Here is an 11,933-nt window from a genome sequence, read left to right on the forward strand (position 1 = left end):
TGTCTGCAATTGTCGGCATCAAGGTCTAGCGTTGAGCCGACCCCCCGCCCGGGACCCGATAAGTTTGCGCTGAAAGGGTTGGAATGGGGCTTTTCGCGCCGGGACTCGAGCCGCCGTCTGTCGGCGACTGATCCCTGGCTTCGCCTGGCGGAAAGCTCACGGACGGGCCGGTTAAAGCGCCCGGCTACTGCGGCGTGAGGCGTCGCCGCTCATGATGATGGCTGAATTCGCTGGCAGAGGAAATCGAGTTGCTCAAGAGTTCGATAAGCGATGCGAAGCTCGCCTTTCTCACCTTTGCCGGTGATCGTGACCTTGAGGCCAAGTCCGCTCGTGAGCGCGGTTTCGAGCGATCGTGTGTTGGCGTCCTTTTCCTTGGGTTTACGCGGGGCGGGGCGCTCCGCGTCGCCCGCCCCCTGCACGATGCGCTCGACGTCGCGCACCGAGAGACCCTGCGCCACAATCCGTTCCGCGAGGGCGTCGGGATCGGCGACGCCAAGCAAGGCGCGCGCATGGCCTGCCGTGATCAGACCTTCTCCAAGCAGGCGTTTGCACTTTTCGGGGAGCTTCAGCAGCCGCAACGTATTGGCGACATGGCTGCGGCTCTTGCCGATGACTTTTGCGAGGTCGCCTTGCGAATAGTTGAATTCGGCGCTGAGGCGATCATAGCCTGAGGCTTCTTCGAGAGCGTTCAGATCGCTGCGTTGAACATTTTCGATAATGGCGAGTTCGAGCGCCTGCTGGTCGTCGGCTTCCACCACGATGATCGGCGCCTCGTGCAGACCAGCCCGTTGCGCCGCTCGCCAGCGCCGCTCCCCGGCTATGATTTCATAGGCGTCGACGAGTCCTGGCGCCGGGCGCGCGAGGATTGGCTGGATAATGCCCTTCTCCTTGACCGAGGCTGCGAGATCGTCGAGCTCGGCCTCATCAAAAGACTTGCGTGGATTGCGTGGATTGGGGCGAAGAAATTCGATCGGAACCTTCTTTTGTCCGCGGGCGCGGGCGTGGGCTTGATCCTCGCTGTCGCCGATGAGGGCGGCAAGGCCGCGCCCGAGACGGGGCCGGAGTTCGTCAGCCGATTTGGATGATTTCATCATCTTCGTTCCTAAAAATCAGGCGGCGCGGTAGAGGCGCTCGCGCTGGATGACTTCTGACGCAAGTTTCAGATAGGCCTGACTGCCAGTGCATTTCAGATCGTAGAGCAGCACGGGCTTGCCATGCGACGGAGCCTCGGAAACGCGGACATTGCGGGGAATGACCGTGTCATAAACCTTATCGCCCATGAAACTGCGAACATCCGCCACGACCTGCGCTGCAAGACTATTGCGCGAATCGAACATGGTCAGAACGATTCCGTGGATGCTGAGGGCGGGATTGAGGGTCGTTCGCACCTGATCGACCGTGGCGAGAAGCTGCGAGAGGCCCTCGAGCGCAAAAAATTCGCATTGCAGAGGCACGACGACGCTATGCGCGGCTGTCATGGCGTTCATCGTCAAAAGGTTCAAAGAGGGCGGACAATCGATCAGCACATAGGTGAAGCGTTCAGCCTCGGGCCCGCGTTTTTGGTCTTCCGCCAGGGTTTGAACGGCATTTTTCAGATAATAGGCGCGATCTTTCCGCCCGGAGATTTCGAGCTCGACGCCGAGGAGATCAAGCGTCGACGGCGCGACAGTGAGGCGCGGCACGGCTGTCGGCTGAAGGACTGCCCTTAGCGACTCTTCGCCAAGCATCACGTCATAGGTGGAAAGCCGCCGGTTGCGGCGTTCAATGCCGAGGCCCGTCGATGCGTTTCCTTGCGGATCGAGGTCGATGATCAAAACATTTTCGCCGATGGCGGCGAGCGCCGTGCCGAGATTGATCGCCGTGGTCGTTTTGCCCACGCCGCCCTTTTGATTGGCGATCACCAGCACTCTCATTTCCGCCGGTAGCGGCGTTTTTTCTGGCTGCGGCTCAGAGGGCGAAGCGACCCGCGCGCGCGACTTTAGGAAGCTGCCTGACTTGTCTGATAAAATCATGAGTTAAAACAACCACATAGAGAGAATCAGCCGAGTCGGGGCCTGCTCCGGCCGCGCCATGACCCTGCGCAAAGAAACGCCTCTGCGCGTAAATCCTTAGCGCGGCGACGACAATGGCTCAGGGCGTCGTTTGACAATAATGATGCGAGCGGACGAAGATGTCTGGCTTGCCAGGGTCGTGATTAAATATGTATCCGCGGCCCCTGAGTCGGTCAATTCTGCTTCGGCCTGTTGTCCCTTGGAAAATACGCCAATCGCGCCATTTTCGATAAATTTTCCCGCGTAGCTCAGGAGCGTCGGCAGAGGAGCAAGCGCGCGCGCGCTGACGGCGTCGACGACCGTCGCGATGTGCGGCGCGACCGCCTCGATCCGTCCGCAATGAATGACCGTGGGAGCGCCTGTTTCACGTGAAACTTCGCGAAGGAAAGCGCATTTGCGATGATCCGACTCGATGAGGTGAACGCTGGCGCGCGGATCGTCGGCGTGCCGGATGGCCGTGACAAGGCCAGGAAATCCGCCGCCGGAGCCGAGATCCACCCAGCGCCGCGCGTCGGGCGCCGCCGCCGCGACCTGGAGCGAATCGGCAAAGTGCCGGATCCAGATGTCGTCGAGCGTTGTCTCCCCGACCAGGTTGATGACGCGCTGCCATTTTCTGAGCAAGGCCTCATAAATTGCCAGACGCTCCAGCGTCTTGCTCGAAAGTCCGGCGAGAAGAGGGTGCGAATGAGCGGCCCGCCGCTTTGCCGCGCCCTCGCCGCCTGGCGGTTGCGCTTGCCTCAACTTGCCACCGCGCCGGCGCGGCGGACCTTTGAGGCCAAAAGCGTCATCGCGGCGGGCGTCATGCCTTCGATGCGGCTCGCCTGCGCCATGGTGCGGGGCCGGATCAGATCGAGCCGAGCGCGAATCTCGTTAGAAAGCCCCTTCAGCAAAGAGTAATCAAGATCCTCAGGGATCAGCAGCGCCTCATCGCGCCGCGCGGATTCAATATCGCGGGCCTGCCGATCGAGATAGACGGCATATTTGGCGTCGATCTCGATCTGCTGCGCGGTCTTGGCGTCGATCTCGCCAAGCTCCGGCCAGACGCCTCGCAACGTCGCGATCGAAACATCGGGCAGGGCCAGCAGGTCGAATGCGGTGCGCCGCACACCGTCGTGGTTGATTTTTAGACCATGCCGCGCTGCCTCATTCGGGCTGAGAGTAAAACTGAGCAAAATGTCGCGCGCATCGCATAGGGCCGCGCTTTTTGCCGCGAAGGCGCGGCGCCGATCGAAGCCTATGCAGCCAAACCCCGCGCCGCGATGCGTGAGCCTCTGGTCCGCATTATCAGCCCGCAAAGACAAGCGATATTCGGCGCGGGAGGTAAACATTCGATAGGGCTCAGTGACGCCACGATTGATGAGATCGTCGATCATGACGCCGATATAGGCCTCTGATCGCTCGAAGGTGATCGCGGGCAGACCGCCAGCCAGAGCGGCGGCGTTCAAACCCGCGACGACACCTTGCGCCGCTGCCTCCTCATAACCGGTCGTACCATTGATTTGGCCCGCGAGGAAAAGGCCCGGAACTCTTTTTGTCTCGAGGCTCGCTTTCAGGCCTCGTGGGTCGATGAAATCATATTCGATCGCATATCCCGCCTGCAGGATCTCGACCTGAGCGAGCCCGGGGATTGTTCGCAGAAAAAGGCGTTGAATGTCCTCCGGCAAGGCTGTCGAGATTCCGTTGGGGTAGATCGTTCTGTCGTCGAGGCCTTCCGGCTCCAGAAAGATCTGATGCGAATCGCGTTCGCTGAAGCGCACCACCTTGTCTTCGATCGAGGGGCAATAGCGTGGACCAAGCCCGCTGATGGCGCCGGAATAAACGGGAGAATGTTGCAAATTGCCGAGGATGACCGCATGTCCTTCGCGGGTCGTTTGGGTAATGAAGCAGTCAATCTGAGGATTTGTGATGGTCTGGGTGAGGAACGAAAAGGGCTCCGGTTCTGGATCCGCGCTCTGACGCTCGAGATCTGCCCAATCTATGGTATTTCCGTCGAGCCGCGGCGGCGTGCCCGTCTTCAGCCTGCCCATGCGGAAGTTCATGCTTTCAAGCGTTTCGCCCAGGCGGATCGCTGGCGTCTCGCCGATTCGTCCAGCCGGAACCGTCGTGGCGCCTCGATGAATGATCCCGCGAAGAAAGGTTCCTGTCGTGATGACAAGGGCCCGGCAGGCGAGGGCGCGTCCGTTGCTGGTGATGAGGCCTGCGATGCGCCCATCTTGCAGGGTGAGATCGGCCGCTTCACCCTCGACCACAGAGAGATTCTCGATGTCCGCAATCGCTTCCTGCATCGCTTTGCGGTAGAGACGGCGGTCGGCTTGGGCGCGGGGGCCTCGCACAGCGGGACCCTTGGCGCGGTTTAGCATGCGAAACTGGATGCCGGCGGCGTCCGCGACTTTGCCCATCAGTCCGTCGAGCGCATCGATTTCGCGCACCAGATGGCCCTTGCCAAGCCCGCCGATGGCGGGGTTGCAGGACATGGTTCCTATGGTCGCCTGAGCGTGTGTCAGGAGGGCGGTTTTTGCGCCCATGCGCGCTGATGCGGCGGCGGCCTCGCATCCGGCATGGCCGCCGCCGACGACGATGACGTCAAATGCATCGCTCATTCGAGCGTTTCTCCGAAAACTGTTTCACGTGAAACATATCGACGCCTATTTCCCAACGCAAAAGCGCGAAAATATATCACCGAGGATATCTTCTACATCAACACGCCCAATAAGTCTCTCCAGCGCGAAGAGCGCGGCGCGAAGATCTTCAGCCAGAAACTCGACGGGCGCTTGCGGATCGGCGTCGATCCGCGCCAAAGCGTCCGCGGCGGCGGCGAACGCTTTGCGGTGCCGCTCTCGCGTGATCAACCCCGCATGGCCCTCGCCGCTCAATTGGGCGGCGCGCTTGGTCAGTCTATCGAGCAATAGACCAATATTCTCGCCCGTCTCGGCGCTGATAAAAAGACCGCGTTCAGCATCTTTGTTTACGACAAGATCCGCTTTGGTGAAGATCCGCCAGACCTCAGCCGCGCCCAGCCTCTCGTCCGGAGCCGCCGGCCGATCGGCTTCGCTGAGCCAAAGGACGAGATCGGCGTTTTGGGCTTTCTCGAGCGCTCTCGCGACGCCGATCTGCTCAACCATATCGGCGCTCTCGCGCAGCCCGGCTGTGTCGATCAACGTCACGGCATAGCCAGCAAGATCGAGCTGGACCTCGATAGCGTCGCGGGTCGTGCCCGCCTCATGCGAGACGATGGCGGCGTCGCGTCGCGCCAGCGCGTTGAGAAGCGTCGACTTGCCGGCGTTGGGCGGTCCGGAAATCACGATCACGACGCCCTCGCGAATGCGTTCGCTTGATTTGGCGGCGGCGAGTTCCGCGCGCAGGGCATCGTGTACCGGCCCCACGACGCCGCTGACGCGACGGCTCAAGGCCTCTGGGACGTCTCCTTCGTCGGAGAAGTCGATTTCAGCTTCGACGAGAGCGGAGGCTTCGAGCAGGGCGGATCGCCATTGCGCCGTCTGGCGGCTGAGACCCCCCTGCATTTGCCGCACGGCCTGACGGCGTTGCCATTCGGTTTCAGCTTCGATGAGATCGCCGATGGCCTCGACCTGGGCCAGATCGAGCTTGCTATTTAACAGAGCGCGGCGTGTAAATTCTCCGGGCTCCGCTGGGCGGGCTCCGTCAATGCCGCCGAGCGCGCCGAGGAGCCCTGCGACCACGGCGCGGCCGCCGTGAATGTGGAACTCGGCGCAGTCTTCCCCGGTGAAGCTGCGCGGCGCCGGGAAAAATAGAACGAGCCCGGAATCGATCTCCGCCTGCGTCGCGGGATCCCTTAGCGTGGCGAGAATTGCCGTACGGGGCGGCGGCAGCCGGCGAACGATCGACTTGACAATGGCCCGCGTCGCCGTGCCCGATAGGCGCACGACTGCGATCGCCGCGCGTCCTGTGCCGGAGCTGACGGCGTAAATCGTGTCCGTACTCATTCCGGCACAGATTTCGCTCTTTTTGCGGACATTTGTCGGGCCTCGATCCTTGCGTCATATTTGTCTGTTTTAAAAGGCCTTTTGTCGCATAATTCCGCTTCTGTCGAAAGAAACCAGCTAGCCATGTCAGCAAACGAACTCTCGAATGCCGCGAGCCCCTATCTGCTGCAGCATGCCGAAAACCCCGTGCACTGGAAAATGTGGACTGAAACGGCGCTGCGAGAGGCGCAGGCGGAGAATAAACCGATATTGCTGTCCGTCGGTTATGCCGCCTGCCACTGGTGTCATGTCATGGCGCATGAGAGCTTTGAGGACGAGGCGACAGCCGCGGTGATGAACGAACTTTTCGTGAATATCAAGGTCGATCGCGAGGAAAGGCCCGATATAGACCACATCTATATGCAGGCTTTGCAGGCCTTTGGCGAACGCGGCGGCTGGCCGCTGACAATGTTCCTGACGCCAAAGGGCGAGCCCTTTTGGGGCGGAACCTATTTTCCCAAAAACGAGCAATATGGCCGGCCGGCTTTCGTCACCGTCCTGCGCACGGTTGCGCATGCGTTTCACGCCGACCCCGAGCGGATTGCAAGAAATGTCGGCGCTGTGCGCCGCCGATTATCGAAGTCGGAAGCCGCCGGCTCGCAAGGCTTTGAGTTGACTCTAGACAACATAAATCAGATCGCGCCGCATGTTTTGGGCGCCATGGATAAGGCCGACGGCGGTCTCAATGGCGCGCCGAAATTTCCGAATACGCCGATTCTTGAATTGCTGTGGCGCGCCGGCGCGCGGCTCAATGAGGCGCCTTATCGCGAGGCTGTGCGGCTGACGCTCGAACATATGTCGGAAGGCGGCGTCTATGACCATCTTGGCGGCGGATTCGCGCGTTACTCTACGGATGAGCGCTGGCTCGTGCCGCATTTCGAGAAAATGCTCTACGACAATGCGCAGATTCTCGAATGTCTGGCGCTCTGCCATCATGAATTCGGCGATGATCTATTCTCCGCCAGGGCGGCGGAGACGGTCGGCTGGGTCGAACGCGAAATGACCCACGCAGGCGGCGCGTTCTGCGCGAGCCTCGACGCCGACAGCGAAGGCATCGAGGGCAAATTCTATGTCTGGACATGGGACGAGATGGTCTCGCTCCTCGGCCTTGAGGACGCCCGCTTTTTTGGCAGGTTTTACAATGCCTCCCCGATCGGCAATTGGGCCGACGCCCATTATCCCGGCGGCGTCACGATTTTGAACCGGCTCGAGTCGGTGCGCCCGAGCGCCGAGGAGGAAGCGCGGCTGGCGCCTCTGCGGCAAATTCTGTTTGAGGCGCGCGAACGGCGCGTCCATCCAGGTCTTGACGACAAGATCATGGCCGACTGGAATGGATTGATGATCGCCGCCCTTGTCCATGCGGCGACGCTTCTGCATCGGCCTGAATGGATTGCGCTTGCCGCGCGGGCCTATGAGTTCATCACATCGACGATGGAGTATATCGACCAGGAGGAGAAAAAACGCCTCGCCCACAGCTGGCGCGCCGGTGTCCTCGTTACTCCGGGCCTCGCGCTCGATCACGCCGCGATGATCCAGGCGGCTTTGGCGCTGCATGAAGCGCGCAACCTTAGGGGCGCCTCCATCCAAAGCCGCGATTATCTCGCCGACGCCATCGGCTGGGCGGAGGCGCTCGACGCCTATCATGTCGACGCGAAAACGGGATTGATATGCATGGCGGCGAAAGACGCGGGCGATGTGATTTTGCGCCTTTCGCCGACGACGGATGACGCCATTCCCAATGCCCATCCGGTTTTTCTGTCGGCCCTTGTTCGCCTCGCCGGGCTGACGGGAGACGAAAAATGGCTTGCGCGGGCGGATAGACTGTTCGAGGCCACGGCGCCGGCGCTGCGCGCGAATGTCGTCGGCCACGCCGGCATCCTGAATGCGCTCGATTTGCGCTTGCGCGTGAAGGAGATCGCGACAGTGGGGCCAGCGCGCGCGACCCTCTATGACATTGCGCTTTCGACGCCGTTCAGCGATCGCATCGTCATGGACATTGAGCGGGCGGAGGATTTGCCGGCCGGACATCCGGCGCACGCGCAGGCGCAAATGGCGGGTGAGGCGGCGGCTTTCGTCTGTGCCGAAGGGGCCTGTTCCGCGCCGGCGCGCGACGCCGAAACCCTATTGCGGCTGCTTAGAGCATATTCCGATCGGATCGGTTCGATCTGATCGACAAGAATATGCTCAAGCTTTTGAATCTGGAGCGATTTCTGATCGATCGAATGACTCCATTCGATCGGAAAGCGCTCTAGAACCTGATCATCGGGCTGGTGATCCCAAAAATTCTCTTTCTTTTCGGGATCAAGACAAAGCGGACTGAGGACGCCCTAAAGATCTTCGGACAATTTGCCGATATGCTTCTGGCTATAGAGCTGAACGCCGACCTGGCGGATCAATTCCTGCTGGGTCTCGAGAAAGTCGATATGATGCTCTTCGTCTTTCAGAAGCTCGTCATATAATTCCTTCGTCACCCGGTCGTGCACGCTGATGGCGTATTCGGCGGCCTCCGTATAAAGCGCGCGCGCGGCGAGTTCCGCGGCGAGATCGCAGCTCAGAATTTCCTCGACCGTCTGTCCGATGCGCAGAGGATCCAGCACCTGCATATTCGGGAAACCTTCGAGGAAAAGAATGCGCGCCGTGATCTTATCGGCATGACGCATCTCCTCGATCGATTCCTCGCGCCATTGCTTTGCAAGATCCTTGAAACCCCAATTATCAAGGATACGAAAATGCAGCCAGTATTGATTTATTGCGGTCAATTCGCTGCGCAGGCTGCGATTGAGATAGTCGATGACCCTGTCGTCACCCTTCATAATGAAGTACTCCCCGAACGATTCCTAAGACGTGGCTCGCGCCCATGGTGGAATCAATGCGCCTCTATTTGGGCTAGTGACGATTGACTGAACAAGACAGGTTCTAAAATAAACCCTGGCCTCGGCAATGCAAGCGATTTGAACGAGAATGACCTTGAACACTTTGCGATGGATCAATTGGCCGGCGGCTCCGGCGAATATTTCTTTCCCTGCGGGGGCAGTGGCCAAGGAAAAAATGTGCCAAACTTTACCTGCGCGAAATCCGGTTAGTTGAACAGCGGGATGTGATTGCGGCGCGAGATATTCGTCCACGGGGAGGTTAAAATCCGATCGGCCGGCGAAAGCCAAAGGCAACTTCCGTCTGACATCTTTCAGTTATGGTCAGATAAGGAGTGCATATATGTCGGCGCAGGCGACGAGACGCGAGGTCGATGGCGGGCCGGTTGAGCAGGTCGCAGCCGGCATGCGAGGCGACCGGCGCGCGGCGCAGGGGCGCGCTCTGGTGAGCACTGCGCGGCGTCCGCCTGAAATCGAAACCCTGCATCTCGCCTGGCGCGCGGCGATTGTTCCTCCGAACGTCATTCCTCCTTACGAGGAGCTGGCGCTCGGCGGCCTCGGCCGCCTTGCCGACAGCGCGGCTTTGATTCGCGTAACGGCGCCCGGGCAGCTCGACATTCTCATGGCTGGACCGACAATTGAAGCCTGGATTGATCAGCCTTCACGCCGGGGGGCGATCAACCCGCGTTCGAGCGGTCTGCTCAGAGCCATGCATGACGCGGTCATGCGCGCCCTGAAGAAAAGCTATCCCGCGGAAACCGTGGCGCATGCCGTCGTCGACGGCCTCGTCCGCAGCTACGACCTACTGGCCCTGCCTGTATCAAATCGCTGGGGGCCGCCGCTCTGCCAAGTCTATATGAAGCAGCGGGAGCAGAGATACAACCTCGTCGATGCGATCTTCAGCGCGACCGATGAAGGCGTCGTCGCGCTGGCCGCCATCCGTGACGAAACTCAGGCCGCATGCGACTTTGAAATTGTCACCCTGAACGATGGGGCCGCGCGTCTGTTGAAGCGCGGCGGCGTCGATTTGCGCGGGCGGCGTCTGTCCGAACTGCTCGCCGAAGGGGGCCGAAACGGCGCGCTCGCGAGATTCTGCGGCGTGGTCGAAAATGGCGGCAGCGCCCGCTTTGAAATCGACGCCTTTCTCGACGCCGGCGCCGATGCGCATCTCAGCGTTAACGCATCGGCGATGGGCGATCTCGTCGCGGTGACGCTGACCGACATCAGCGACATCAGGGCGCGAGAGACCTCTTTCCGCCTGCTCTTTGACGGCAGCCCGACGCCGACGGCGCTTTGCGATCCGGAAACGTTCCGCTTTCTCGCGGTCAATGACGCGGCTGCGGCGCTTTGGGGGTTTTCGCGTGAGGATTTGCTCACGATGACGGCTTTCGACGTGACCCCCGAAGAGGATTGGGACGACGTTCGCGCCTTCGCAAGCCGCGATCCCGCGGGGCCGGTAGCGCAGAGGATCGGACGCTACATGCGATCCGACCGGAGCCAGCTCGACGTCATCGTTCATTCGCGCGCAATCATCTTTCGCGACCGGCATGCGCATCTTATCACCATCATCGACGTGACCGAAAAGCAGCGCGCCGAGGTGCGTCTCGCGCATATGGCGCATCACGACGCCCTGACCGATCTGCCGAACCGCGCGCTGTTTCGCCAAAGGCTCGACGAGGAGCTCGCGCGCCTTGATCCCGAACAAGGCCAGCTCGCGCTGTTTTATCTCGATCTCGATCAGTTCAAGGCGATCAACGACACGCTCGGCCATCCGGTCGGCGACGCGCTTTTGCGCGCCGTCGCGGATCGGCTCCGCGTCTGTTTGCGCGCGACCGATATCGTCGCTCGATTTGGCGGCGATGAATTCGGCATTTTGCGAACCGGCCTTGCAGGCCCGGACGAGGCGAGCAGCTTTGCCTCCTATGTCGTCGACGCGGTGAGCCGGCCTTTTGTGATCGAGGGCCATTCCCTTGAGATTGGGACGAGCATCGGCATCGCAATGGCGCCGGGCGACGGGCTCTCTTCGGATCTTTTGCTGAAGAACGCCGATATGGCGCTCTACCGCGCCAAGGACGGAGGCCGGCGCGCCTTTCATTTCTTCGAGCCCGGGATGGACGCGCGCGTGCGGGCGCGCCGCTTGCTCGAGATTGATCTGAGGCGCGCTATGGCGGCCGGCGAATTCGAACTTTACTACCAGCCGCTCGTCTCGCTCAAATCAGGCGCGATCACAGGCTTTGAGGCTTTACTGCGCTGGCATCATCCCTCGCGCGGATTAGTGCCTCCGGCGGAATTCATCCCCCTGTCAGAAGAGATCGGATTGATCGTGCCGCTCGGCGAATGGGTGCTGAGGCAGGCCTGCGCCGAGGCGGCGCGCTGGCCGGGCCATTTGAAGGTCGCCGTCAATCTATCCTCGGTTCAATTCAAGACCGGAAATGTGACGCACGCCGTGTTGAGCGCGCTCGCGAATTCCGGCTTGCCCGCCTCGCGGCTCGAGCTCGAGATCACCGAATCCATTCTGTTGGCGGAAAGCGAAGCAAATCTTGCAACGCTTTATCGCCTTCGGGGGCTTGGCGTCAGCGTCTCCATGGATGATTTCGGAACAGGCTATTCGAGCCTCAGCTATTTGCGCGCTTTTCCATTCGACAAGATCAAGATCGACCGGTCCTTCGTCAGCGAATTGTCCGATGGCGGCGATTGCATGGCGATCGTGCGCGCGGTCGCCGGCCTTGGGTCAAGCCTTGGCATCGCGACCACGGCCGAAGGCGTCGAAACAGGCGAACAACTCGCCTGGCTGCGCAATGAAGGCTGCACCGAAATGCAGGGCTATTACTTCAGCCCCCCTGTGCCGGCGAGCAAGATCGCGCCCATGCTGAAGGCGAATGAAGGCGCGCGCTCAAGCTGCGAAGGCCTCGTCAGACATTGAACATGACGCCGAAAAATCGCGGACTTCTCGGACCTGCACGATGCGTCGAAAACAATCGCAAAAGAAGGGAATGCGAATCCATCGGAAC

General features: G+C 60.8%; 8 protein-coding genes. 2 read left to right on the plus strand and 6 right to left on the minus strand.

Annotation, left to right across the window (positions count from 1 at the left end):
• Positions 1–209 precede the first annotated feature (209 nt).
• The 5 genes from SIN04_RS15055 to mnmE all read right to left on the minus strand — a co-directional run bounded on the left by SIN04_RS15055 (position 210) and on the right by mnmE (position 6,013).
• On the minus strand, positions 210–1,094 hold the full coding sequence (locus SIN04_RS15055; RefSeq protein ID WP_134490477.1) for a ParB/RepB/Spo0J family partition protein: 885 nt from the start codon (positions 1,092–1,094) through the stop codon (positions 210–212).
• Between the two features lie 15 nt (positions 1,095–1,109).
• On the minus strand, positions 1,110–1,913 hold the full coding sequence (locus SIN04_RS15060; protein WP_134490479.1) for a ParA family protein: 804 nt from the start codon (positions 1,911–1,913) through the stop codon (positions 1,110–1,112).
• Positions 1,914–2,108: 195 nt separating this feature from the next.
• The gene (gene rsmG, locus SIN04_RS15065) at positions 2,109–2,792 is read right to left on the minus strand and encodes a 16S rRNA (guanine(527)-N(7))-methyltransferase RsmG (protein WP_134490481.1); all 684 of its coding nucleotides are present in this window, start codon (positions 2,790–2,792) and stop codon (positions 2,109–2,111) included.
• Entirely contained in the window at positions 2,789–4,651 is a 1,863-nt protein-coding gene (mnmG, locus tag SIN04_RS15070; protein WP_134490483.1) for a tRNA uridine-5-carboxymethylaminomethyl(34) synthesis enzyme MnmG, read from the minus strand. Before mnmG ends, rsmG begins: the two co-directional genes overlap by 4 nt.
• A gap of 45 nt (positions 4,652–4,696) precedes the next feature.
• A complete protein-coding gene (gene mnmE, locus SIN04_RS15075) occupies positions 4,697–6,013 on the minus strand; it encodes a tRNA uridine-5-carboxymethylaminomethyl(34) synthesis GTPase MnmE (protein ID WP_134490485.1) in 1,317 nt (438 codons plus the stop codon).
• Between the two features lie 123 nt (positions 6,014–6,136).
• Between mnmE and SIN04_RS15080 the strand changes: the two genes are divergently transcribed.
• Complete coding sequence (locus tag SIN04_RS15080; RefSeq protein WP_134490487.1) at positions 6,137–8,221, plus strand: thioredoxin domain-containing protein; 2,085 nt, start codon at positions 6,137–6,139, stop codon at positions 8,219–8,221.
• Positions 8,222–8,379: 158 nt separating this feature from the next.
• On the opposite strand, the gene bfr is transcribed toward SIN04_RS15080, so the two are convergent.
• The gene (bfr, locus tag SIN04_RS15085) at positions 8,380–8,865 is read right to left on the minus strand and encodes a bacterioferritin (RefSeq protein ID WP_134490489.1); all 486 of its coding nucleotides are present in this window, start codon (positions 8,863–8,865) and stop codon (positions 8,380–8,382) included.
• 400 nt (positions 8,866–9,265) lie between these two features.
• On the opposite strand from bfr, the gene SIN04_RS15090 reads away from it, so the two are divergent.
• Positions 9,266–11,845 carry a putative bifunctional diguanylate cyclase/phosphodiesterase gene (locus SIN04_RS15090; RefSeq protein WP_134490491.1) on the plus strand — a complete coding sequence of 860 codons (2,580 nt, stop codon included), beginning with the start codon at positions 9,266–9,268 and terminating at the stop codon, positions 11,843–11,845.
• Positions 11,846–11,933 lie beyond the last annotated feature (88 nt).

Origin of the sequence: Methylocella tundrae (assembly GCF_038024855.1) — a bacterium.
Lineage (GTDB): Bacteria > Pseudomonadota > Alphaproteobacteria > Rhizobiales > Beijerinckiaceae > Methylocapsa > Methylocapsa tundrae.

Excerpts from the sequence above, each read along its gene's own strand:
- mnmE (WP_134490485.1), bottom strand. The coding sequence starts at position 6,013 with ATGAGTACGGACACGATTTACGCCGTCAGCTCCGGCACAGGACGCGCG.
- SIN04_RS15060 (WP_134490479.1), bottom strand. The coding sequence starts at position 1,913 with ATGAGAGTGCTGGTGATCGCCAATCAAAAGGGCGGCGTGGGCAAAACG.
- mnmG (WP_134490483.1), bottom strand. The coding sequence starts at position 4,651 with ATGAGCGATGCATTTGACGTCATCGTCGTCGGCGGCGGCCATGCCGGA.
- bfr (WP_134490489.1), bottom strand. The coding sequence starts at position 8,865 with ATGAAGGGTGACGACAGGGTCATCGACTATCTCAATCGCAGCCTGCGC.
- SIN04_RS15055 (WP_134490477.1), bottom strand. The coding sequence starts at position 1,094 with ATGATGAAATCATCCAAATCGGCTGACGAACTCCGGCCCCGTCTCGGG.
- SIN04_RS15090 (WP_134490491.1), top strand. The coding sequence starts at position 9,266 with ATGTCGGCGCAGGCGACGAGACGCGAGGTCGATGGCGGGCCGGTTGAG.
- SIN04_RS15080 (WP_134490487.1), top strand. The coding sequence starts at position 6,137 with ATGTCAGCAAACGAACTCTCGAATGCCGCGAGCCCCTATCTGCTGCAG.